The 22,174-nt window shown below is 65.1% G+C and carries 19 protein-coding genes; 8 read left to right on the top strand and 11 right to left on the bottom strand.

The features are described 5' to 3' along the window. Positions 1–39: 39 nt before the first annotated feature. Together BAC01S_RS11150 and BAC01S_RS11155 are read right to left on the bottom strand one after the other, a co-directional pair. Positions 40–894: an alpha/beta fold hydrolase gene (locus BAC01S_RS11150; RefSeq protein WP_027794836.1), complete on the bottom strand. Its 855-nt coding sequence runs from the start codon at positions 892–894 to the stop codon at positions 40–42. A 35-nt stretch (positions 895–929) separates the two neighbouring features. Then, on the bottom strand, positions 930–1,625 hold the full coding sequence (locus BAC01S_RS11155) for an alpha/beta fold hydrolase (RefSeq protein ID WP_027794837.1): 696 nt from the start codon (positions 1,623–1,625) through the stop codon (positions 930–932). Positions 1,626–1,790: 165 nt separating this feature from the next. Between BAC01S_RS11155 and BAC01S_RS11160 the strand changes: the two genes are divergently transcribed. Then, positions 1,791–2,423: a CGNR zinc finger domain-containing protein gene (locus BAC01S_RS11160; protein WP_027794838.1), complete on the top strand. Its 633-nt coding sequence runs from the start codon at positions 1,791–1,793 to the stop codon at positions 2,421–2,423. Between the two features lie 101 nt (positions 2,424–2,524). Beyond that, positions 2,525–3,241: a YceH family protein gene (locus BAC01S_RS11165; protein ID WP_027794839.1), complete on the top strand. Its 717-nt coding sequence runs from the start codon at positions 2,525–2,527 to the stop codon at positions 3,239–3,241. A gap of 139 nt (positions 3,242–3,380) precedes the next feature. Here the strand turns inward: BAC01S_RS11165 and BAC01S_RS11170 are convergent, their stop codons facing one another. Then, the gene (locus tag BAC01S_RS11170; RefSeq protein ID WP_027794840.1) at positions 3,381–3,800 is read right to left on the bottom strand and encodes a MerR family transcriptional regulator; all 420 of its coding nucleotides are present in this window, start codon (positions 3,798–3,800) and stop codon (positions 3,381–3,383) included. 74 nt (positions 3,801–3,874) lie between these two features. Here BAC01S_RS11170 and BAC01S_RS11175 point away from each other — a divergent pair, with 74 nt between their 5' ends. Continuing rightward, positions 3,875–5,110 carry an NADH:flavin oxidoreductase/NADH oxidase family protein gene (locus BAC01S_RS11175; protein WP_027794841.1) on the top strand — a complete coding sequence of 412 codons (1,236 nt, stop codon included), beginning with the start codon at positions 3,875–3,877 and terminating at the stop codon, positions 5,108–5,110. Between the two features lie 75 nt (positions 5,111–5,185). Here BAC01S_RS11175 and BAC01S_RS11180 read toward each other — a convergent pair whose 3' ends face one another. Beyond that, a complete protein-coding gene (locus tag BAC01S_RS11180) occupies positions 5,186–6,199 on the bottom strand; it encodes an aldo/keto reductase (RefSeq protein ID WP_027794842.1) in 1,014 nt (337 codons plus the stop codon). Positions 6,200–6,497: 298 nt separating this feature from the next. Between BAC01S_RS11180 and BAC01S_RS11185 the strand changes: the two genes are divergently transcribed. Both BAC01S_RS11185 and BAC01S_RS11190 read left to right on the top strand, forming a co-directional pair. Continuing rightward, positions 6,498–6,935, top strand: coding sequence for a nuclear transport factor 2 family protein (locus tag BAC01S_RS11185; RefSeq protein ID WP_027794843.1), 438 nt, complete (start codon positions 6,498–6,500; stop codon positions 6,933–6,935). A gap of 15 nt (positions 6,936–6,950) precedes the next feature. Then, positions 6,951–8,459, top strand: a complete 1,509-nt coding sequence (locus BAC01S_RS11190; protein WP_027794844.1) for an AMP-binding protein — start codon at positions 6,951–6,953, stop codon at positions 8,457–8,459. A gap of 14 nt (positions 8,460–8,473) precedes the next feature. Here BAC01S_RS11190 and BAC01S_RS11195 read toward each other — a convergent pair whose 3' ends face one another. From BAC01S_RS11195 to BAC01S_RS11215, 5 genes are all read right to left on the bottom strand, one after another. Further along, on the bottom strand, positions 8,474–9,133 hold the full coding sequence (locus BAC01S_RS11195; RefSeq protein WP_245616566.1) for a TetR/AcrR family transcriptional regulator: 660 nt from the start codon (positions 9,131–9,133) through the stop codon (positions 8,474–8,476). Positions 9,134–9,254: 121 nt separating this feature from the next. Then, positions 9,255–10,652, bottom strand: coding sequence for a DNA-binding protein (locus BAC01S_RS11200; RefSeq protein ID WP_027794846.1), 1,398 nt, complete (start codon positions 10,650–10,652; stop codon positions 9,255–9,257). A gap of 255 nt (positions 10,653–10,907) precedes the next feature. Then, on the bottom strand, positions 10,908–13,637 hold the full coding sequence (locus BAC01S_RS31020; protein ID WP_043201909.1) for an MGH1-like glycoside hydrolase domain-containing protein: 2,730 nt from the start codon (positions 13,635–13,637) through the stop codon (positions 10,908–10,910). A 132-nt stretch (positions 13,638–13,769) separates the two neighbouring features. Further along, on the bottom strand, positions 13,770–15,782 hold the full coding sequence (locus BAC01S_RS11210; protein ID WP_027794847.1) for an amylo-alpha-1,6-glucosidase: 2,013 nt from the start codon (positions 15,780–15,782) through the stop codon (positions 13,770–13,772). 98 nt (positions 15,783–15,880) lie between these two features. After that, positions 15,881–16,822, bottom strand: a complete 942-nt coding sequence (locus BAC01S_RS11215) for a LysR family transcriptional regulator (protein ID WP_218001675.1) — start codon at positions 16,820–16,822, stop codon at positions 15,881–15,883. A 165-nt stretch (positions 16,823–16,987) separates the two neighbouring features. On the opposite strand from BAC01S_RS11215, the gene BAC01S_RS11220 reads away from it, so the two are divergent. Next, positions 16,988–17,404 carry a nuclear transport factor 2 family protein gene (locus BAC01S_RS11220; protein WP_027794849.1) on the top strand — a complete coding sequence of 139 codons (417 nt, stop codon included), beginning with the start codon at positions 16,988–16,990 and terminating at the stop codon, positions 17,402–17,404. A gap of 133 nt (positions 17,405–17,537) precedes the next feature. Further along, positions 17,538–19,586 carry an elongation factor G gene (fusA, locus tag BAC01S_RS11225; protein WP_027794850.1) on the top strand — a complete coding sequence of 683 codons (2,049 nt, stop codon included), beginning with the start codon at positions 17,538–17,540 and terminating at the stop codon, positions 19,584–19,586. Positions 19,587–19,622: 36 nt separating this feature from the next. Here fusA and BAC01S_RS35550 read toward each other — a convergent pair whose 3' ends face one another. Together BAC01S_RS35550 and BAC01S_RS11235 are read right to left on the bottom strand one after the other, a co-directional pair. Then, the gene (locus tag BAC01S_RS35550; RefSeq protein WP_052408734.1) at positions 19,623–20,207 is read right to left on the bottom strand and encodes a hypothetical protein; all 585 of its coding nucleotides are present in this window, start codon (positions 20,205–20,207) and stop codon (positions 19,623–19,625) included. 199 nt (positions 20,208–20,406) lie between these two features. Next, positions 20,407–20,952, bottom strand: coding sequence for a TetR/AcrR family transcriptional regulator (locus tag BAC01S_RS11235; protein ID WP_218001668.1), 546 nt, complete (start codon positions 20,950–20,952; stop codon positions 20,407–20,409). A gap of 169 nt (positions 20,953–21,121) precedes the next feature. Here BAC01S_RS11235 and BAC01S_RS11240 point away from each other — a divergent pair, with 169 nt between their 5' ends. Beyond that, on the top strand, positions 21,122–22,075 hold the full coding sequence (locus tag BAC01S_RS11240; RefSeq protein WP_027794852.1) for an alpha/beta hydrolase: 954 nt from the start codon (positions 21,122–21,124) through the stop codon (positions 22,073–22,075). Positions 22,076–22,174: the final 99 nt, after the last annotated feature.

The raw sequence follows: 22,174 nt of genomic DNA on the forward strand, positions 1-22,174 counted from the left end.
GAAGGTGAATCGATAAAGGCCCGTGCTCGCGCTTTGAGATTAGCGCACGAGAAATCCGGCAGTGGCCTCGGCAATTTCCGCAGCGTGGGTTTCGAGCGCGAAATGACCCGTGTCGAAGAAACGCACGACCGCTTGCGGCAAATCCCGCCGGAACGCTTCCGCGCCGGCCGGAAGGAAGAACGGATCGTTCCTGCCCCACACGGCGAGAAACGGCGGCTGATGCGTGCGGAAGTATTGCTGGAAAGCCGGATACAGGGCCACGTTACTGCCATAGTCGCCAAACAGATCGAGCTGGATTTCGGCCACGCCGTCGCGCGCGAGATAGTGGTTGTCGAGCGTGTAGCCGTCCGGCGACACCGCTGCCGCATCGGGCACGCCATGCGTGTACTGCCACTTCGTCGTTTCGGGCGCGAGGAACGCGCGCAGCGCCTCGCGGTTCGCGGCCGTCCGCGCGCCCCAATACGCGCGGATCGGATTCCAGCCGTCGCTCAAACCTTCTTCGTAGGCATTTCCGTTCTGCGAAACGATCGCCGTAATTCTTTCGGGATGCTTGAGAGCCAGCCGGAAGCCGGTCGGCGCACCGTAATCGAAGACGTACACCGCATAGCGATCGAAGCCGATCACCTCCGTGAAGCGGTCGATCACGCTGGCGATGTTCTCGAACGTATAAGCGAAGCGATCGCGCGACGGCAGGTCCGACTGGCCGAAACCGGGCAGATCCGGCGCGACCAGATGGAAACGCCCGGCGAGCTTCGGTATCAGATCGCGGAACATGTGGCTCGAAGTCGGAAAGCCGTGCAGCAGCAACAGCTTCGGCGCGTCGCGACGGCCGGCCTCGCGATAGAACACGTTGAAACCGTCCACATCGGCATGACGGTACGAAATCCTGGACATGGTTTGCCTCCAGAGGAAACGACGAAACAGCGCGTTCAGCGGCCAGCGGCTGAGCGCACCGCTTCGAGAATGATCTGCGCGACGGCGTCGGGCGCCGTCACGAGGGGGGTGTGATCGGCGTCGTGGGAACGCACGTTTGCGTTCATGCGACGCGCCATGAAATGCTGAGTGGCCGGATCGATCATGCGGTCGCGCCCGGCGACGAGGAACCACGCCGGCACATCCCGCCACAGCGGGCGCGCCACGGCTTCGCCGATGCATGCCGGCGCGATGGGACGCTGCACGGCGGCCAACACCGCCAGTTCCTGCGAGGTCGCGTCCTGGGCAAAGGCGCTGGCAAAAGCGTCGTGCGGCAGCCAGATCCAGCCGTCTCTATCGGGAGCGAGCTTCGGCGCCAACGGATGCGTTTCGCCGCGATAAAACACGTCGGCCACCGTTTCGCCTTCGTCAGGCGCGAGCGCCGCCACATAAACCAGCGCCCGAACCGCTTCGGCCCGCGCCGCACCGATCACCGCGCCGGCATAGGCATGCCCCGCCAGCACGACCGGTCCCGCGGCCCGCCCTATCGCCCGCCCGAGCGCCGCCACGTCGTCGCCGAGCGAGGTGAGCGGCAACGGCGCCGCGATTGCCTCGACGCCAGCCGCCTCCAGACAGCCAATCACCTTGCTCCAGCTCGATCCGTCCGCCCAGGCTCCATGGGCGAGCACCACGCTTACGTTCTCGGATGCCATGTCGCATTCCTCCAGGGAAAGTGGCCACCGTCCCGGCAGTCAGACTCCGCCTCGATCAGTAACCTGTTTGATGTTGTTTTAAAGGTTACTAACCGCACATGTAACTTGTCAAGCGAATTTTTAACGGTTACATTTCGCCCAATATCATTTAATTCGTGGTCAGCAATGGACTATCGTCAAACCCCCGCGATACTCGTGGCCGACGCATTGGGCCTCGACTTCCTGAACTCCGTCGCGACGCCCGTGGACGAACCCGTGGACTGGGTGAGCGACGGGGAAGGTCTGCTCGCATGGCTCGCGCAGACGGATCTCGTGCCGGCCGCCGTGCTCGCGCAATTGCGCGCGCGAGCTACGCAGGACGAGCTGGACGCCATGGCCGCGCAAGCACGAGCGCTGCGCGAATGGTTCAGGGGCTTCGTGCGTTCCCGCAAGGGGAAACCGCTGACGGCGCGCGATCTCGACGACCTCGAACCCCTCAATCAGTTGCTCGCTCAAGACGAGCGGCATGAAGCCATCGTGGCGGCCGCCGACGGCGATGCGCCGGCCCTGGCGCTACGCGCATACCGGCGCTGGACGTCGCCGGACGCCTTGCTGCTGCCGATAGCCGAGGCCATGGCGAAGCTCGTGTGCGAAGAGGATTTCACGCATGTGAAAGCGTGCGAGGGGCCGCGCTGCACGCTGCTGTTCGCCGATCACACGCGCGGCCACGCCCGCCGCTGGTGCAGCATGGCGCTCTGCGGCAATCGCGCGAAGGTTGCCGCGCACCGCAAACGCCTAAAGGAACAGGGCAAGGAATAAGGCAGGAAACGAGAGAAAACATGACGGGGGGCGCTAGGGCGGTGCACACGATGCGCGTATGATCTCCCCCCACGAATGATCTTTCACTGCCGGGTTTGACCATGAATTCTTCCGCCGATAGCGCCTCGCCGCGCCCCCTGCGCACCCTCACGCAACTCGAGGCGCGCATTCTGGGCGTGCTGGTCGAGAAACAGCACACGGTACCGGACACCTACCCGCTGTCGCTCAACGCGTTGACGTCGGGCTGCAACCAGAAGACGGCGCGCACGCCGGTGATGAACGTCAGCGAGACCGAGGTGCTCAGCGCCATCGAGGACCTCAAGCACCTGAGCCTCGTGTTCGAGGGCAGCAGCAGCCGCGTGCCGCGTTTCGAGCACAACCTGAATCGCGTGCTGGGCATTCCGGGCCAGGCCGTGGCGTTGCTGACGGTGATTCTGCTGCGCGGCGCGCAGACAGCGGCCGAGTTGCGCCTGAACTCGGCACGGCTGCACGGCTTCGCGGACGTGTCGTCGGTCGAGGCCTTCCTCGACGAACTGGCCGAGCGCGAGCCGCCGCTCGTCGTGAAGCTGCCGCGCGCGCCCGGCGAGCGCGAGAACCGCTGGATACATCTGCTGTGCGGCGAGGTGGAAATGAGCGCGGGCGCCGCGGCGGCTGGCGATGCGGCGGGGGCCGGCCATGCCGTCTCGTTCGCGGATTTCGAAGCGTTGCGCGGCGAACACGAGCGGCTTGCCGAAGAGGTGGTACGACTGCGCGCGCTCGTCGAGCGGCTGGCCGCTGAACTGGGTGTTGGGGTGGATGAGCCGGGTGAGCGGACGTAACGGTAAGCCGGCTTTCATTGGCGATCGACGATCATCCGACGCCATCACCAGACTCGAATATTGCTCATGAAAATTCGCCGTGGCTCGCCATTCGTCTTTTGTGCGCGAATCGCCATGGCGTAGCGAATAGCCGTTCGGTTCACCGCTGCCCGATAGTCCTTCGGCGCATTTTTTCCAGCACACGCCTGGCCGCCCCAGCGCAGTCCTCGCCTTCCACACGGCTTTCTATATCGCCGGCAAGCGCAACGAGATGCTGTTTGGTCTCCGCCAGTCGCCGCTCCAGCCGTTCGATCTCGCCCACCTTGCTCCGAAGCGCCTCGATCAACGCCTCGTGCGGCCACGCGTTCATGTCCGGCGGCAGAATCGCGCGGATTTCGTCGAGCGAAAATCCCGCGCTCTGCGCGCGATCGATAATCTCCAGCCGCGTCACGGTTTCCGCGCCATATTCGCGATATCCGTTCGCCTGACGCTGCGCGGGCTGAAGCAGCCCTTGCGCCTCATAAAACCGGATCCGCGAGGCAGCAATCCCGCTCAACCTCGCCAGTTCGCCTATCTTCATCCGTTCGCCCCGCACTTGACATTAAAGTTGACTTTAAGGTTAAGGTCCCAACATCGTCAACCGGGGATATACCGATGAAACTCTTCACACCGCTCGCCCTGCCCAATGGCGCCGCAATTCCGAATCGCGTCGCCAAGGCGGCCATGGAGGAAAACATGGCCGACGCGGACCATGCGCCGTCCGAAGCACTCCTGCGGCTGTACGAAGCCTGGGCGCAAGGCGAAGCGGGCCTGATCCTGACCGGCAACGTCATGGTCGACAGCCGCGCCATGACCGGACCGAATGGCGTCGTGCTAGAAGACGACACGCATCTGGACCGTTTTCGCCGCTGGGCGCAGATCGCGCGGACACATGGCGCGCAAGTGTGGCTGCAGATCAATCATCCGGGCCGGCAGATGCAGGCCGCGCTCGGCCAGGCCACGCTGGCGCCCTCAGCGGTCGCGCTCGAACTCGGCTCACTCTCGAAGCAGTTTCCCGTGCCGCGCGCCATGACGGAGCAGGACATCGCCGAGGTGCGGCAGCGCTTCACGAAGAGTGCCCAGCTTGCCGAGCAAAGCGGCTTCACGGGAGTCGAGATCCATGCGGCGCACGGCTATCTGCTGAGCCAGTTCCTTTCCCCGATCACGAACCGCCGCGAGGACCAGTGGGGCGGCAGCATCGAGAATCGCGCGCGCCTGCTGGTCGATATCGTGCGATCCGTGCGCAGCGTGGTGCAGCCGGGCTTCGCGGTGGCGGTGAAGCTCAATTCGGCGGACTTCCAGCGTGGCGGCTTCAGCCCCGAAGACGCGCGGCGCGTGGTCGAGATGCTCAACCCGCTCGGCGTCGATCTGGTGGAACTCTCGGGCGGCAGCTATGAGGTTCCCGCCATGCAGGGCGAAGCGCGAGATGGGCGCACGCTGGCGCGCGAGGCGTATTTCCTCGAGTTCGGGCGCGACATTGCCGCCATTGCGCAGATGCCCTTGATGGTGACGGGCGGGATACGCCGCCGGGCCGTGGCCGAACAGGTCGTGGAGAGCGGAATCGCCATGGTCGGCATCGCCACGGCGCTGTCCATCGACCCTTATCTGCCGCGCGCATGGAAAAATGGTCAGGATACCGTACCGACTCTGCGTCCGATTGCGTGGAAAAACAAGGTGCTCGGATCGCTCGCCAACATGGCGGTCGTCAAGTTTCAGCTCACGCGGCTAAGCCAGGGGCGTGCAACGCGTCCCGGCGTCTCGCCGCTCAAGGCACTGCTGCTGCAGCAACTCTCCGCCACCTGCCAGACGAAACGTTACCGGCGCTGGATGGAGCGGCGCGCGGTCCGCTAGTCCGATAACCGCGCGCCTCGCAGGCAACCGGCGCAGGGCCTACGCCGCGTGCGCCAGCCAAACTCGACTACGCCTTCACGCTCCGTGGCTGCGCTCGCTGTCGAGGTGCGCCATCTGCGCCGCGGCGTAACGCTCGCCAGCGGCCGCGCCTCTCGGCACCGCACGCTCGATGGCCGCGAGATCGTCCGCGCTCAGGACCACATGCAGCGCGCCCAACGCTTCGGTCAGCCGATCGCGGCGGCGCGCGCCGATCAGCGGCACGATGTCGTCGCCCTGGGCGGCCACCCAGGCAATCGCGATCTGTGCCACCGTCGTGCCCTTCTTCTCTGCTACCGTTCGCAGCGCCTCGACGAGCGCGAGATTGCGATCCACGTTCTCGCCCTGGAAGCGCGGGCTATAGGCGCGAAAATCGCCGGCGCCCGCCGCGCTCTTCTGCCAGTGCCCGCTGATGAGCCCGCGCGAAAGCACGCCATAAGCGGTAATGCCGATGCCGAGTTCGCGGCAGACCGGCAGAATCTCGTCTTCGATGCCGCGCGAGATCAGCGAGTACTCGATCTGCAAGTCGCAGACGGGGTGCGCGGCGGCGGCACGGCGGATCGTCGCCGCGCCGACCTCGGAAAGGCCGACGTGCCGCACATGGCCCGCCTTGATCATGTCGCCGATCGTGCCCACGGTTTCCTCGATCGGCACGTTCGGGTCGAGGCGCGCAGGCCGGTAGATGTCGATGTGGTCCACGCCCAGCCGCTGCAGCGAATAGGCGAGAAAGTTCTTCACCGCGGCGGGACGCGCATCATAGAGCGACCAGCCGCCCGCCGGATCGCGCATCGCCCCGAACTTCACGCTGACGATCGCGGCGTCGCGCCGCGAGGGCGGCGCGCTCTTCAGCGCTTCGGCGATCAGCAATTCGTTGTGGCCCGAGCCGTAGAAGTCGCCGGTGTCAAGCAAGGTCACGCCCGCCTCCAACGCGGCGTGAATGGTGGCGATGCTCTCCGCGCGGTCGGACGGACCATACATGCCCGACATACCCATGCAGCCAAGGCCGATGGCCGAGCTGACAGGTCCCGTTGCGCCGAGTCGAAGCTGCTTCATGTCTTTCTCCTGAACTGGCACCGCACACGAGCGGCGGTGGACGAGACGGATTATGGGCGCCGCTCTCGCGTACGATAATCCCCCTTAAACCGAATAGCTTGTCCAGATTTCCGCACAATCCCACGCACGCTCTCCCCTCCGCACTGGCCACCGGTTGAATCGTCCCCTGAAGCCGATCGGCAAAAGACCTCCTTGCACCGCCGGACACCGCCTGTTAGAGTCCGAAACTATTCACTGCATAGTTTCGCGTAGAGGGGACAGTATCATGCGGGCATCGCCCCTGCCAAAGGAGACAAGCATGGAAGTCAGGAACCTGCCGGAAGCAGCCCGGCGCACGCTCGTTACATGGCTCGATCTTCTCGAGCGCAATGCGATGGAAGAACTGGACCCGCTGCTGTCCGACAACATCGTCTTTCGCTCGCCGGTGGCTCACACGCCTTATCCCGGCAAAACTGCGATCAAGCTGGTGCTGAAGACCGTCAACACCGTATTCAAGGACTTCCGCTATCACCGCACGTTCGTGAGCGACGACGGGCACAGCATCGTGCTGGAGTTCAGCGCAACGGTGAACGGCAAGGCCCTGAAGGGCATCGACATGCTGCGCCTCGACGCGCATGGCAAGATTGAGGAATTCGAAGTGATGGTGCGCCCCATGAGCGGCCTGCAGGCGCTCGCCGCCGAAATGGGTGCGCGCCTTGCCGCCTCTCAAGCCGTGCTGACCGGCACGAACGCGTAAGCATCGGGAGATACCATGGTTCCCGCAATATGGTTCGGAGGACGAAATTATTCGCCTGCCTGGATGCAGGCGGAAATCCAGCGCATTCTCGCCGGGCTGCACGGATTGCAATGCAAGGAAGGCGACACCGTAGCCGCCATGCTGCGCAATAGCCCCGAGTACGTTGCACTGGTGCTGGCCTGCCGCCAGGCCGGCCTCTACCTCGCATCGATCAACTGGCATTTCAAGGCGCTGGAAGCCGGACATATCCTCACGGACAGCGCTGCGCGCACGCTGTTCGTCGACGCGGACCTGCTCGCCCAGATCCGCGAGGGGATTCCCGAAGGCGTCCATATTGTCGCTGTGGCGCCCGCGGACACCGCGGCGACGGACCGCGAGGTGCACCGCTGGACAGACTTCGGCAGCGGCCTGCCGCCCATGCCGCCGCGCACCGGCCTGCTGCATGGCGCAATCACCTATACCTCGGGCACCACGGGCAAGCCCAAGGGCGTACGCCGCATTCCGTGGTCTCCCGACGAACAAGCGCAGATGCAGCCGCGCTTGCAGCGCGTCGTCGATATCGTGTATGGAACCGGCACCGGCGTGACGGCCTATTTTTCAGCGCCGATCTACCACAGCGCGGTGATGAACTACCTGCTGCACTTCAGCCAGCTCGGCGCCACGCTGGTCATGGAGCCGCGCTTCGACGCCGATCGCGCGCTCGATCTTCTGGCGCAGCATCGCGTCACGCATGCCTACCTCGTGCCTACGATGTATCAGCGGCTGCTGGCCGTGGATCCCGCCGCCCGCGCCCGCCGCGATCTGTCCGCCTTGCGCCACGTCGCCTCGACCGGCTCGCCCTGCGCCGCCCCGCTGAAGCAGGCCATGATCGAGTGGCTCGGCCCCGTTATCACCGAAGCTTATGGCTCGAGCGAGGCAGGCTACACGACCTTCATCGATTCCGCCGACTGGCTGACCCATGCGGGCTCGGCCGGGCGCCCATTGCCCGATGCCGAGGTCCGTATCCTCGACGAAAACGGCAACCCGCTGCCCATGCGGGAGATCGGCCTGATCTACGTGCGCCAGCGCGCCGTGCCCGACTTCACCTATATCAACCGGCCCGACGCGCGCGCTGCGGCCGAGCGTGACGGCCTCGTCACGCTCGGCGACATGGGCTACCTGGACGAAGATGGCTTCCTCTATATCTGCGACCGGAAGGCGGACATGGTGATCTCCGGCGGCGTGAACATCTATCCGGCCGAAATTGAATCCGTACTCCTGACCATGCCCGGTGTGGAAGATTGCGCGGTCTTCGGCATTCCTGATTCCGAGTTTGGCGAAGCGCTGGCCGCGGCGGTCCAGCCGCGCGCCGGCAGCCACATCGAAGCCCATGCTGTGCAGCACTTCCTGCGCGAACGCATCGCCAACTACAAGGTGCCCCGCGTGGTCGAGATTCACGCGGCGTTGCCGCGCGAAGATAGCGGCAAGATCTTCAAGCGGCGCTTGCGCGAGCCGTATTGGCAAGGTCAAACGCGAGCTATTTGACACCGGCGCCGCGTTCAGCGCTTCTGCGGCGCCACCCGCAGCGCGGAGAGGCAAAACTGGACAACGATGTCGGCCAGTTTCTCCGCGGTGGGGTTTTGGGTCGACGAGATGGAAATCTTGCGCCCATCCAGGGTCAGCACGGCCAGCCCGTGTGTTGCCGCCCAGATGGCGAACGCGAGTTCCTCTTCGCTCAACGCACAGGCATCCGCGCCCTCCAGACAGGGGGCGATCGCGCGACGCAGCAGGTGAAAGGAAGCCGAACCCGCTTCCAGCAGTTCCGGATACTGCTCGCGATTCTGGATCTGAGGCCCGAACATCAGGTGAAAGCGCGCCGGATACGCCTGGGCGAATTCGACATAGGCCAGCATGACCGAACGCAGGCGCCCGGCTGCGTCCTCCGGATCGACCTCGTCCAGCCGCCTGTGGCGGAAGCTCACCAGATCGCGAAAGGCCTGGGCCGCGATGGCCGCAAGCAAGCCGTTGCGGTCCTGGAAGTGATATGCCGGCGCGCCCGGCGAAACTCCGGCGAGCCTCGCAGCCGTGCGCATGCTCATGCCCGCGATCCCTTCGGTGTCGAGCAGATGGGTGCCCCAGGCGATCAGCGAAGCGCGCAGATCGCCGTGGTGCCACTGCCCCTCCGGCTTGATGGTCCCTCCCGCCGTGCGCGCGGACACTTTGCGCTTCGGCGGTTGCCGGCCGTGTTCGGATGCGGATCTGGTCATGCGCGGTAGTGTAGCAGGGCGGTATGGAGAGACCCGGCGGCGGGTCACGCCAGTTCGACCCTGCTCCGTACCGTCACGCTGCCGCGTTCTCGGTACTCAGCTTCGACACCACGCCCGTCCTCGTGTCGTAGTGATAGCCTTGCTGCTCGAGTTGGGCACTGATCGCTTCGACGATCAGTCGCTGCTGGACATCCTTGCGCAGCAATTCGTGCTCCGGATTGATCGAACCCAGCTCGGCGGCCAGCCGACGGCTCAGCGATGCTTCGCCGGCGCCGCGTGCATGGACGACGATCATCTTTTCGTTGGTCTGGGCCAACTGCTGCTTCAGCCCGTTCGCATACTCGGACCACTTCTTCATGTGCTCGCGCGCCTCGGCGATCGCAGCGGCGTGGCTCTCCGCCTCGCGCGAGATCTGGGCCTTCAGCGCTTCGAGTTCTTGCGGATCGGCACCCGCCGGCAACGCCGCATCGGCGCTCTCCACACCCTCGCTCGCCAATGCGCTTTCGGCGAGTTCCGCCGCACGCTGCTGCGCCGCGTTGGCGCGCTCTTCGGCCTCGGACAAGCTGGTCGAGAGCCTGGCGATTTCCGAGGCGTCCGCACTGCGTTCCTCGGTCAGGCTGGCGAGCTGTGCCTGGGCCGTCTGCAGTTCATGAGCCGCGGCATCGCGTTCCGCCTGCACGCCGGCAGCCTCTTCACGCTGCGCGGCATGTGCTTCCTGCTCGGCCTGCAGCGCCGCGCGAATCGCTTCCAGTTCGCTTTCAAGACGAGCAACCGCTTCGGAATGCGCGGTCTCCAGTGCTGCGCGTTCCGCATCGACGTCCGTGGTTGCGGCAACCGGTTCTCCCCGCGAGCGTGCCTCGGTGGCCTCCGCCTCCTGGCGCGAGCGCGCTTCACGTTCCTCAGCCAGCTCCGAGATCGCGCGATCCAGCTCCGCCTGCAGGGTCGCAACGCGTTCCGCAAGCTCCTGAGCACGCTTTTCGGCGACGTCGGTCCGTTGCACCGCGAGCGCGATGTCTTCCTCCAAACCCGTCACCGTATCGACTTTCGCCTCGTAGGCGTTCGCCATCTGGTCCAGCTGGCTTTGCAGCGCATCGAGTTCCTGGACGGTGTTTTGCAGTTCCGCCAGCGCGTCGTCGCGCTCGGTGCAGGCGTCCTCCACGCGCTGGCGCATCGCGGCGAGGCGCCGCGCCACCGCGCGCTCGGCCTCGTCCTGCGCCGACGTCCACAGCCGGTCGAGCGCGTCGCGCATCGTGTCCGTCACGGTCTCGGGCAAAGCGGGACGCTCCACCACCTGCGGCGCCCGCGGCGTGCGCGTTTCGCGCCACTTGCGCAACGCCGCCGCCACCGAGACCACCGAACCGGTGTGGACTTCGGACCAGATGGCCAGCGGAGACACCGTCTGGCCTTCGTTAGCCATGCGGTTTGCAATTTCAGCAACTTGTTCGTCGGTGATCGTAATGCTGCTTGACATATCTGCCTCGACAAAGCGCGAGCGGTGACGAATGCCATTTCGTCGTTCGGCGGGTAGGGGCGCAACAAGGCCCCCTCGTATAAGTACAGATTGTGGGGGAGTGCCCCGGCGGTTAATCGCTCGAAAAGCCGGGCTTACGCGCGGGTATTCATGAGATTGCGCCGCATTCGGGCCGCAGGGTTGCGGCGCCGATTATGGGGTCCGGATCACCTGCCGGTTAGCGACACAGCCCTCCGGAACGATCCGGGGCCGCAATCATTTGGCCGCTTCCGCCTCTTTGAACTCGCCCGCGTCCGGCACGCTGCCCGACGGACTCATCATGCGCGGCTGCAGCATCAGCGCGACGAGCGCGCTCCACCCGGTCTGATGCGATGCGCCGACGCCGCGCCCGTTGTCGCCATGGAAGTACTCGTGAAACAGCACGAGATCGCGGCAATGCGGATCGGCCTGGAGCTGAGGATAGGCGCCCATTACCGGGCGTTCGTTGTTGCGGTCGAGCAAAAAGAGCGTCGTGACGCGGCGCGCCAGCTCGTCGGCAATCTGCGCGAGCGACAGCTTCTTGCCCGAACCGGTCGGATATTCCACCAGAAAGTCGTCGCCGTAATAGCGGTGGAATTCGTACAGCGACTCGATCAGCAAATAGTTGACCGGCATCCATACCGGGCCGCGCCAGTTCGAATTGCCGCCGAACACGCGCGAGTCCGATTCGGCGGGCAGGTATTGGACGCTGAAACTGCAGCCGTTATAGCGGTAGACGAAGGGCTCGTCGAGGTGGGCGCGCGACAGCGCGCGCACGCCATGCTCCGAAAGGAACTCGCTTTCGTCGAGCACGCGGCGCAGCAGCGCCTTCATGCGGTGCCCGCGCAATAGCGAAAGCAGCAGCGCATTGCCCTTGCCCGGTTCGTTCCAGCGCGACACGAGCTGGGCAAGGTCGGGCCGGTGCTGGAGGAACCAGACAAGCCGGTCGCGCAGCCCCGGCAGGTTGCCGTGGACGTGCTCTTCCAGCACGCGCACGGCGAAGAAGGGAATCAGCCCGACGATCGAGCGCATCCGCAGCGGCACGGTGGTGCCGTCGGGCAGTTGCAGCTTGTCGTAGAAGAACTCGTCGACGCTGTCCCACAGCCCCGTCTCGCAGCCGTCGTCGCAGCTCACGGCACTCGCGATATACAGGAAGTGCTCGAAGAACTTCACGCCGATATCGACAAACACGTGATTCGCGAACGCGAGCTCGAGCGCCATCCGCATGAGGTCCAGCGCATACGCGGCCATCCATGCGGTGCCGTCCGCCTGATCGAGACGGCCGCCTGTGGGCAATGGCGACGAACGGTCGAAGATGCCGACGTTGTCGAGCCCGAGAAAGCCGCCCTGGAAGATGTTGTGGCCGTCCGCATCCTTGCGGTTCACCCACCAGGAAAAATTCAGGAGTAGCTTGTGAAAGATCCGCTCGAGAAAATCGCGGTCGGCGTGACCGGTGATCGAGCGATCGATTTCATAGACGCGCCATGCCGCCCACGCGTGCACCGGCGGATTCGCGTCGCCGAATGCCCATTCGTAAGCGGGAAGCTGGCCGTTCGGATGCTGGTAGCGATCCTTCACGAGCAGCAGCATTTGCTTCTTCGCGAACATCGGATCGACGAGGGCGAACGCAACCGCCTGGAACGCGAGGTCCCATGACGCGTACCACGGGTACTCCCACTTGTCCGGCATCGAGAGGATGTCGGCATTGCTCAGATGCCGCCAGTCCGCGTTGCGTCCGCGCCGGCGGGCCGCGGGAGGCGGCGGCTGCAGCGGATCGCCTTCCATCCAGCGGTTCACGTCGTACTGGTAATACTGCTTCGACCACAGCAGGCCCGCGAGCGCCTGACGCTGCACGAGCCGCGCGTCGGCACTCTCGATGTCGTGCTGCAGCGCGGCGTAGAACGCGTCTGCTTCGGCGATACGGTGTGCGAAGAGCGCGTCGATATCGAGCGACACTTCCTCCCTGGGCACGGACAGCGGGCGCCAGCGCAACGTGACGACGGCGCGGCCGTGCGCCGCGAGCTCGAAGTGGACCCGCGCGGCAGCCTTCGTGCCGGCGTCGCGCCGGATCGCATCTTCGCGGCCATGCACGACATAGTCGTTGATGCCGTCCTTGAACGGGCCGGCGCCGTCCATGCCGAAGAGCTGCTTCACGTTGGTGTCGTTCTCGCAAAACAGCCACTCGACACTCGCGCCGTCCTGCGAGGCCGCCGTCACGACGAGCGGCTCGTGCATGTCGCCCCGCGCGACAACGTGTTCGCCGTCGGACGACGGGACCAGCGTGAGCGACGGCTTGCCGGCGGCGGTTTTCCACGACCACGTGTTGCGTGCCCAGATCTGCGGCAGCACGTCGATCGCGGCGTGCTGCCCCGCGCGGTTCTCCACCGTGATCCGCATGACGATGTCGTCCGGCGTGTGCTTCGCGTATTCGATCTGGACGTCGAAATAGCGCGCGTCGTCGAATACGCCGGTATCGAGGATTTCGTATTCGGGCATGTGGGTGCCGCGCCGCGCGTTTTCCTCGACCAGATCCTGGTATGGAAACGCGGCCTGCGGGTACTTGTAGAGCATGCGCATATACGAATGCGTCGGCGTGCCGTCGAGGTAGAAATACAGCTCTTTCACGTCCTCGCCGTGATTGCCCTCTTCGTTCGTGAGGCCGAACAGACGCTCCTTCAGGATCGGGTCGAGGCCGTTCCACAGCGCGACCGAGAAGCACCAGCCAAGCCGCTCGTCGGCAAAGCCGGCGAGGCCGTCCTCGCCCCAGCGATAGGCGCGCATGCGTGCGTGGTCGTGCGGGAAGTAGTCCCATGCGGTGCCATGCTCGCTATAGTCTTCGCGCACCGTGCCCCACTGGCGCTCGCTCAGGTACGGTCCAAAGCGTTGCCAGCGAGCGTAATCGCCCGAATACAGGCGTTGGCCTTCAACCGTCCGGGTGAGGCCGTCGGCACGCTGCAGCATGGGCATCTCCTGTTCGAGGGGCCGCCTGGGTGGGGCCGCGGAGGTCGGGGTTGCGGCGCCGGTTGGCGCGCGAACGCGTCGAGAGCCACATGCTAGCGCGGTTTGACCGCCGGCAGGCGCACCGTAGGCCGGCGTCGGCTACCCCGGCACGCCAAGCCGCTTGAGAACACGCAGCAGCTCGCCGAGCGACCACGCCTGGAACGGCGTGCCGCCCGGCACATGCGGCGCGTCTCCATCGGCCACTTCGGAAACGTGATCGAGCCCGGCGCGGTCGAGATGCGCGAGCAGCGGCGCCACAAACCGTTCGTGCGCGAGCGCGCGCTGCGCCGCGGTATCGCCATGGGCATGCAGCCACGCCTCCACGAAGGGACCCAGCAGCCAGGGCCAAGCCGTGCCCTGGTGATACGCGCCGTCGCGCTCCAGCACGCCGCCCCGGTAATGCCCGCGATACGCGCGATCCGAAGGTGCGAGCGTACGCAGCCCCATGGGCGTGAGCAGATGCGTTTCGACCTGGGCGACGATCGCGCGCGCCGCGTCGCCTTCTAGCAGCGCGAACGGCAGACCGCCCGCCGCGAAAATCTGATTCGGCCGAATCGAGCGATCGACATTGCCGTCGACGTGATCGACGTCGACCACGTCGAATAGCGCGCCCGTCGACCGGTCGATGAAACGCTCCGCGAACGCGGCGCTGGCGCGCGCTTCCAGTTCGCGCCAGCGCGTGTCCCAGGCGCCTGCAATGCGGAGCGCGTTGATCCACAGCGCCTCGATTTCGACCGGCTTGCCGATACGCGGCGTGACCACCCAGTCGCCCGCCTTCACATCCATCCAGGTGAGCTGCACGCCCGGTACGCCGGCTCGCAGCAGCCCGTCGCGCGGATCGGCTGCGATCCGGTAGCGCGTGCCGCGCGCGTAGCCTGCGAGGATCGCGTCGACCGCGCCTTGCAGCATACGCCGCGCGGCTGGCGGCACGTTCGCGGCCGCGAAGTAATCGTGCACCGCAACAACGAACCACAGCGAGGCGTCGACCGAGTTGTATTCGGGCGCACCGCCGCTATCGGGAAAGCGATTCGGCAGCATGCCTTCCGAGACGGTCGCCGCCCATTCCAGCAGGATCGCGCCCGCGTCCTCATAGCGGCCGCTCGCGAGCAGCAACCCGCGCATGGCGATGAACGTGTCGCGGCCCCAGTCGGTGAACCAGGGGTAGCCCGCGACGATCGTGCGGCCCGAGCCGCGCGCGACCAGGTAAGCGCGGGCGGAGCGCTGCAGGCGCGAGCCGAGGGAGGTTCTGCGCACGGCCTCGAAGCCGGCCAGCAGCGCCGCGCGGCTCGCCGCGCCATCGCCGGTCTCGTGCGGGGTATTGGCCGCGCCAGAGCCAGGTCGCGGTTCCGCGCGGAACAGGAGCACGGCGTCGCCTTTGCCGAGATCGAACGAGAACACGCCGGGTGTCGCAAGGTCCTCGATGCAGTCGAGACCGCGCTCGCGTTCGCGCAGATAGCAGAAATTGCGGTACCAGTCCGGCGCATGCTCATAACTGCCGTTCGAGAATGCAACGATCGCGGGCAGATCGCCGTACGGTTGCCAGCCCACCCGCTCGCCGTCGATGTGGGCGTCGAACGCGAACGCGGGGTTCTCATGGTGCAGCGCGTGGTAGTCGCGGCCCGACATCAGCGGGCGGACTTTCAGCGTAAGAGCGGGCGTGGGCGCGGGCGGTACGTCGCGCGGCGCGGCTGCATCGGCGGTCCCTGCGGCATCGGCTTCGAGGCGCCAGCGCAGCACGGTCTCGCGGCTCGCCTTCGCGACGAACAGTTCGGCGGTGAGCATGGCGCCGCCGTCGAGCCCGTAGCGCCACGTCGGCCAGGGCGCCGTGTCGAAGCTCGCGATACGGCTCGAGGTATCGGGATAGAGCAGATCGGGCGCGTAGCGCTGCATCGTCAGCGCGATCTTGCGGTCGCCGCATTCGAGCCACGCCTCGACGCCGTTGACGAGCACCACGCGGCCGGCAGGCGGCCGCATCGCGGCAAGCAGCAGCGCGTGGTAGCGGCGCGTGCGCGCCGTCCCGACCGTGCCGGACGCGAATCCGCCCTCGCCGTCCGCTTCGAGCCATTCGTCGTAGAGGCGGGCCGCATCGATGGGACTATCAAGGCGCGTCATCGGGGTACCTCGCCCTCATGGATATCCTATGGCGCCGAGTGTAATGGAAGCGTCGCCGCCGCGTGCCATGCAGCGCTGCGGCCAAGACCGAAGCGAATTCAGGCGGGGCGCCGCGCCCTTGGCCGCTTCCGGTCATCCGGCCCAATGACGAGGTGCTGGCTGAAATGAGCCCTGACAAAATCCACGAACACCCGAACCTTGGGTGTCATTTTCCGGTTGCTGGGCCACACGATGTGGAATGTATTGGAATCCGCTACGTAGCTGTCCAACACGGTCTTCAAACGCCCATCCGCAACCGCGTGCTTGACGGCGAAGTCCGGCGCGCATGTGATCCCCCGCCCCGCCAAAGCCAGGTAGAGCAAAACATCCAGGCTGCCGCACACCATCGTCAAGGGCAGCGACGACCCCGCTGCGGCGAATGTCGATTGCCGCAGGGGCCATTGATACAGCGTCCCGGTCGTGGCCCAGCGATAATGCAGACACGCATGATCCAGAAGGTCATCCGGCTTCGCGGGCGTTCCCTTTCTTTGCAGATAAGCAGGCGCTGCCACCACGCAAGCGCGCCAGGGGCCAAGCGGGCGCGACACCAACCGCGAATCGCGTAGCGCGCTCCCTCGAATCACCACGTCGAATCCTTCATCGATCACGTCGACCAGACGATCCGTGAAATCAAGATCGAGTTCGATTTCCGGATGGCTCTCCATGAACGCGGCAAGCACGGGCAGCGGCAGTCCCGCGGAGAGGGACAGCCCAACCCTGAGCCTCCCTCGCGGGTGTTGCGCCATGACGCTGAGCTCGTCTTCCGCTGCCTGAACTTCTCCGAGAATGCGTTTGCATCTTTCCAGAAACACTTCACCTTCGGACGTAAGACGGACGCTTCTCGTGCTGCGTTGAAAGAGCCGCACACCCACCCGCTCTTCAAGTCGCGAAATGCTCTTGCTGACGGCCGAGGCCGAGATGCCGAGACCTCGCCCTGCAGCGGCGAAACTCCGCGTCTGCGCAGTCCGTACGAAAACATCCAGCCCTCCCAGCGCACTCAAATTCTCCATGTTTTCTCCCAAGAATCGATTAGTGACATTTTTGTCATTGCTGACAAGAACGGTAGCCCCGTTAATCACGTTGAGTCAATGCGCCTACGATGGAGTCGAAAGGCCGTCCACCTTCGCGGGATTCCGGCGCGCCACTTCAAACAGGAGAAAATTTACGTGAACACTACTGAACATCTCGATGCTTACCTCGAAGCCATGGCCAGGCGCCACGTGGAAGGGACGTTGCCCCACATGGCGGACGACGTCGTGCTCCGCAGCCCGATCGCCCCCACGCCTTTCGAGGGCAAGGAACGGGTGGCTGCTGTCCTCACCCAGCTTCTCGGCACGGTGGACGCCTTCGAACCCAAGCTGCTCCTGCGCGATGCGGCCGACTGTGTCTCGATCTTCACGATCCGATCCGGTGACAACGTAATCGACGGCATGGATCACATGCATCTCAACGACGCCGGCCTTGTCGACAGCATGACGGTTGCATGGCGCCCGCTTCCGGCGGTTGTCGCCGTGCAGCAAAAACTCGCTCCGAAATTGGGAGGGACGGCGCTCATGCTGGTTCCCGCAAATCCCTCCGCCTGAGCAACTGGCCGCCTTGACCACCACGAGGGGTGCGCTTTGCACCCCGTTGATCGCGCCTTCGCGCGCCGAATGTGGCAGATCGTCCAATTTTCGCCAATAATGGCCGAACAACCACTACTGGACGATGGCGGCCATGGATTACAGTCCCGAAGCCATCCGCACGATCGCTCTGGTCGGGCACGCCGGATGCGGAAAAACCTCTCTTGCCGAAGCGCTGCTGCATCAGGGCGGCGCACTGCACACTCAAGGCAGCGTGAACCGCGGCAGCACCCTCTGCGATTTCGACCCGCTCGAACGCAAGTATCACCACTCGCTCAGCTCCGCCGTCGCCCATTGCGATTACCGCGACACACGCATCTATCTGCTCGACACGCCTGGCTATCCTGACTTCGCGGGCCTCGCAATCAGCACATTGCCGGCCGTCGAAACGGCTGCCATTGTGGTCAACGCCCGAACGGGCATTGAAATGACCACCCGCCGCATGATGGCGTACGCGCAGCAACGCAAGCTCTGCCGGATGATCATCGTGAACGGCATTGACGGCGAGAAGGTCGATCTTCCCGGCGTGCTGGCAGATATCCAGGCGGTGTTCGGCAAAACTTGCCTGCCCATCAATCTGCCGGCCCAGGACGGTCGCGAAGTGGTGGACTGCTTTTTCAACCCGGCGGGCGAGGCCGACTTTCATTCCGTGGAAGCGGCGCACAATGCGCTCATCGACCAGGTGATCGAGCTGGACCCCGAGTTGATGGAGCTGTACCTGGAACAGGGCGAAGCCATCCGTCCGGAGCAACTGCACGAACCCTTCGAACGCGCGTTGCGCGAAGGCCATCTGGTGCCGGTCTGCTTCACTTCGGCGGCCACCGGCGCCGGCATCGCACAGTTGCTCGACGTGTTCGTGCAACTCCTGCCCAATGTCACCGAAGGCAACCCGCCGCTCTTCTACCGCGAAGTCGACCATCAGGTGAAAGCCGTGCATGCCGAGCCGGTTGCGGACAAGCACGTGCTCGCGCATGTGTTCAAGATCGTGATGGACCCCTATATCGGCAAGATGGCCGTGTTTCGCATCCATCAAGGCACGGTGATGCGCGACCGGGAGCTCTATATCGGCGAGGGGCGTCAGCCGTTCAAGGTGACGCGTCTGTTCATGCTGCAGGGCAAGGAGCACACGGACGTCCTGCGCGCCGGCCCCGGCGACATCTGCGCGGTGGCGAAAGCCGACGAGATCGGCTTCGACGCCGTGCTGCACGATGCCCCCGAAGACGGCGACATCCACCTCACGCCGCTCGATTTCCCCACGCCGATCTACGGCCTCGCGATCGAGCCGTCGCGCCCCGGCAACGAACAGCGCTTGTGGGAGGTGCTGCAAAAGCTCGCGGTCGAAGACCCCTGCCTGACGATCGGGCACCCGATGGGCACCAACGAAACCGTCGTGCGCGGACTGGGCGAACTGCATTTGCGTTTCATGCTGGAGCGGCTCACCGACCAGTACAAGCTGGAAGTCGTCACGAGGCCGCCCACCATCGCGTGGCGGGAAACCATAGGCGGCAAGGCGGAGGGCCACTACCGGCACAAGAAGCAGACAGGCGGCGCCGGCCAGTTCGGCGAAGTCATGCTGCGCGTGGAGCCTTTGCCGCGCGGCGAGGGCTTCGAGTTCGTCGATGCCGTGAAGGGCGGCGCCATTCCCACACAGTTCATTCCGGCCGTGGAAAAAGGCATCCGTCAGGTCGTGGACAGCGGGCCGCTGGCGGGCTTTCCGATGCAGGACGTGCGCGTCACCGTATTCGACGGCAAGAGTCATCCGGTCGACTCGAAGGAAGTGGCTTTCGTGACGGCAGGGCGCAAGGCGTTTATCGATGCGGTGCTGAAAGCCCAGCCGATCGTGCTCGAACCCATCGTCGATATCGAGGTGATGACGCCCGAAGCGACGTTGGGCGACATCATCGGCGACCTGTCCGCGCGCCGCGGGCAGGTGCATGGAACGCGCACGGTGGGCGGCAATGCAATGGTCCTTGCGGGCAAGGTCCCGCTGGCCGAACTCAACGACTACCAGTCGCGCCTGAACGCGATGGCGGGCGGCCACGGCAGCTACAGCATCCAGTTGAGCCACTACGATCCGGTGCCGACCGTTCAGCAAGAGCGGTTGGCGGCTCAGCACAAGAGCCGGGGCGACAACACCGAGTAAGCATCAAGTATCGCGGCGGCCGGAATCAGCCGTCGCTCAACCGTCGGGCGGCCGCGCCGGTACCTTCTGCCAGCCTCCGGGACAACTCTGCACGTAAGGGTAGTAGCGCTGAGACATGGGGCAGTAGTACCAGACGGCGAGTTGCGCGGGAGGCCCCGGATCGTCCGCGCCCGGGTAGCCTGCGCCTTGATCGTCCGGATAAGCGGTGCCGGCCTGCGGCTGACCCTGCTCGATGTACTCCGTGGGCGGCAACAGGTCGCTGGATACATATGGGTAGTAGACGCTGCCGTAATAGGCCGGGGCGTAGTACGGATAGAACGGGTAACCGTAGATGAAGCCCGGACCGAAGTAGAAACCGACGTTCACGCCGCCGCAGCAACCGTACCAGCCATGGTAGTAACCGCCGCGATACCCGCCGTAGTAGCCGCCGTGGTACCAGCCGCCGCCGTGATAGCCGCCGTTCCAGCCGCTGCTGTGGTTCACGCCGCTATAGCCGCCGTAGCCGCCATAGTGGCCGCCGCCGCGAAACCAGCCTCTGCCCGCGGTGGCCGTGGCGCTGATGCACAGCGCCGCCAGCGCGAACAGCAGCCAGCCCAACACACGCTTGATCATGATGCTCACCTCGACAGCTCCGCGCCCCTGTCCGGCGCGACGCGGCGACCGCATCCGCCGGCGCCGGGTGAGAAACCGCTGCGGCAGCGGGAGCCCACGGGAGCGCACTGGTTGGCTTCATAGATCAGTTTAGGCGTCGGGAAGGGATTTTTCCTGCCGGGTCGCGAGGCCGGTTTCACCGTTATGCGCAGGATGCGGACAAGCGACGCTAATCGTCCCATGTCGCGAGATACGCGATGACCGCGCGCGACGCCTCCTGGCAAATCGCTGCGGACACCAAACCTTCCGTTGCGTAACCGTGCTTCATGCAGGCGAAGGCGATTTCCACGGCGATCGTCGCGGCGTCGGGCGTGGCCGGCAGCGCCTTCAGCACGCCCAGGCTGGCGATTCTCGCGCGAAAGAGCGTTCCGATCGTCACGTTCTTGGCTTCGTGCGCCGCGCGGTCGGTCTCGGCGAATGCCCCTCGCAACAGCAGGACGCTCGCCGCGGGGTGGGCGTTGTAGTAGTCGGCCGCCACCTTGACCACCGCTTCAACCCACGTTCGCCAGCTACGCGTGCGCTCCGCCTTCGACGTGGCCAGCGCCTTCGTCAGCCCGTCCATGTGCAGCAGGGCGAGGTGCGAAAACAGAGCGTATTTGTCCGGGAAAAAGGGGTAAATCGCGGCCCGCGGCACTCCCGTTGCTTCGGCGAGCGCGGGAATGGAAGTTTTCTCGGGGCCGACCGCCTCCAGCATGCGTTCGGCCGCTTCCGTCACTTTGGCCATCCGGGCCGCGGAACGCTCCTGCACAGGGCGGCGCCCATCTCGCACGCGGGTGGTGCTTGATTTTGAATCCGACATAAGTTAGATTTGCATCCGACATTTGTTTGATTTTACACCAGCGACCCGGCACGGTCGAATGGTGCCTTCCGAAGCGAGACCGCAAATGACGACCTATGCACAGCAAGCAAGCTGGCGACGTATCCAGAGCTTTCTTCCCGCCGAGTTTCAATTGCAGCCGGGGCAGGAGCCGCAGGAGGAGTGGTGGCAATGGGGCGCGCACCGCATTCATCTCGACACCTACCGCAATGCCGCCGCGCCGCTGAAAATCATTCTCTTCCATGGGGTCGGCACGAACGGGCGGCAGATGTCGACGATACTCGGCTCCCAGCTCGCGCGCAGGGGCTTCGAAGCCATTGCGATCGACATGCCGGAATACGGCCTGACACAGGTAGGCCGCGGCAAGCCGGTTCGCTACGACGACTGGGTGCAGGCCGGGAGCGATCTCGTCGACGCGGAACTGGCAAAGGACAACCGCCCGATCGTGCTTTACGGCCTCAGTGCCGGAGGCATGGAGACGTATCACGTCGCCGCAAGGAACAGAAAGGTGAAAGGCATTGTCGGCATGACCTTTCTCGATCAGCGCGTGCAACAGGTACGCGACGAGACGGCACGCAATCTGCTCATGAGCCGCGTTGGCGTACCGCTGGCGATGCTGCTCGATCGTACCCCGCTGGCAGGCTTTCGTATGCCCATGGCAGCCGCGAGCAAGATGCACGCGCTGGTCAACGATGCGGCGGCGCTGCGCGCCTGCATGGCGGACAGCACTTCGGCCGGCAAGTGGGTGACGATGCGCTTTCTTTCCAGCTACATGACGTATCGGCCCGATCTGGAGCCCGAGCATTTCGACGTGTGCCCGATCCTGCTGACGCAGCCGGCGCAGGACCGGTGGACGCCGCTGCACCTGAGCGAGCCTTTCCTTCGGCGTATCAGGCGTGTTTCGGTAAAGGTCGAGATGCTGGAAAACGCGGGGCACTATCCGTTGGAGCAGCCAGGACTGGGTCAGATGGTTTCCACCATCCACGACTTCTGCATCGATGTGACGCACGGGCATGCGTAGGCGTGCAGGATTGAGAGAGCGATTCCGGTTTCTTGAGTACACTGCACGCACGTCATTTCTGCCATCACATGCGCCGCGAATGACAACTTCGTGACGCAC

The sequence above is a fragment of the Paraburkholderia acidipaludis NBRC 101816 genome (assembly GCF_000684975.1).
GTDB lineage: Bacteria > Pseudomonadota > Gammaproteobacteria > Burkholderiales > Burkholderiaceae > Paraburkholderia > Paraburkholderia acidipaludis.

What these genes read in the sequence shown, in the direction of transcription:
- BAC01S_RS11150 (WP_027794836.1), bottom strand. Translation starts at nt 894, where the DNA reads ATGTCCAGGATTTCGTACCGTCATGCCGATGTGGACGGTTTCAACGTG.
- BAC01S_RS11155 (WP_027794837.1), bottom strand. Translation starts at nt 1,625, where the DNA reads ATGGCATCCGAGAACGTAAGCGTGGTGCTCGCCCATGGAGCCTGGGCG.
- BAC01S_RS11160 (WP_027794838.1), top strand. Translation starts at nt 1,791, where the DNA reads ATGGACTATCGTCAAACCCCCGCGATACTCGTGGCCGACGCATTGGGC.
- BAC01S_RS11165 (WP_027794839.1), top strand. Translation starts at nt 2,525, where the DNA reads ATGAATTCTTCCGCCGATAGCGCCTCGCCGCGCCCCCTGCGCACCCTC.
- BAC01S_RS11170 (WP_027794840.1), bottom strand. Translation starts at nt 3,800, where the DNA reads ATGAAGATAGGCGAACTGGCGAGGTTGAGCGGGATTGCTGCCTCGCGG.
- BAC01S_RS11175 (WP_027794841.1), top strand. Translation starts at nt 3,875, where the DNA reads ATGAAACTCTTCACACCGCTCGCCCTGCCCAATGGCGCCGCAATTCCG.
- BAC01S_RS11180 (WP_027794842.1), bottom strand. Translation starts at nt 6,199, where the DNA reads ATGAAGCAGCTTCGACTCGGCGCAACGGGACCTGTCAGCTCGGCCATC.
- BAC01S_RS11185 (WP_027794843.1), top strand. Translation starts at nt 6,498, where the DNA reads ATGGAAGTCAGGAACCTGCCGGAAGCAGCCCGGCGCACGCTCGTTACA.
- BAC01S_RS11190 (WP_027794844.1), top strand. Translation starts at nt 6,951, where the DNA reads ATGGTTCCCGCAATATGGTTCGGAGGACGAAATTATTCGCCTGCCTGG.
- BAC01S_RS11200 (WP_027794846.1), bottom strand. Translation starts at nt 10,652, where the DNA reads ATGTCAAGCAGCATTACGATCACCGACGAACAAGTTGCTGAAATTGCA.
- BAC01S_RS31020 (WP_043201909.1), bottom strand. Translation starts at nt 13,637, where the DNA reads ATGCCCATGCTGCAGCGTGCCGACGGCCTCACCCGGACGGTTGAAGGC.
- BAC01S_RS11210 (WP_027794847.1), bottom strand. Translation starts at nt 15,782, where the DNA reads ATGACGCGCCTTGATAGTCCCATCGATGCGGCCCGCCTCTACGACGAA.
- fusA (WP_027794850.1), top strand. Translation starts at nt 17,538, where the DNA reads ATGGATTACAGTCCCGAAGCCATCCGCACGATCGCTCTGGTCGGGCAC.
- BAC01S_RS11240 (WP_027794852.1), top strand. Translation starts at nt 21,122, where the DNA reads ATGACGACCTATGCACAGCAAGCAAGCTGGCGACGTATCCAGAGCTTT.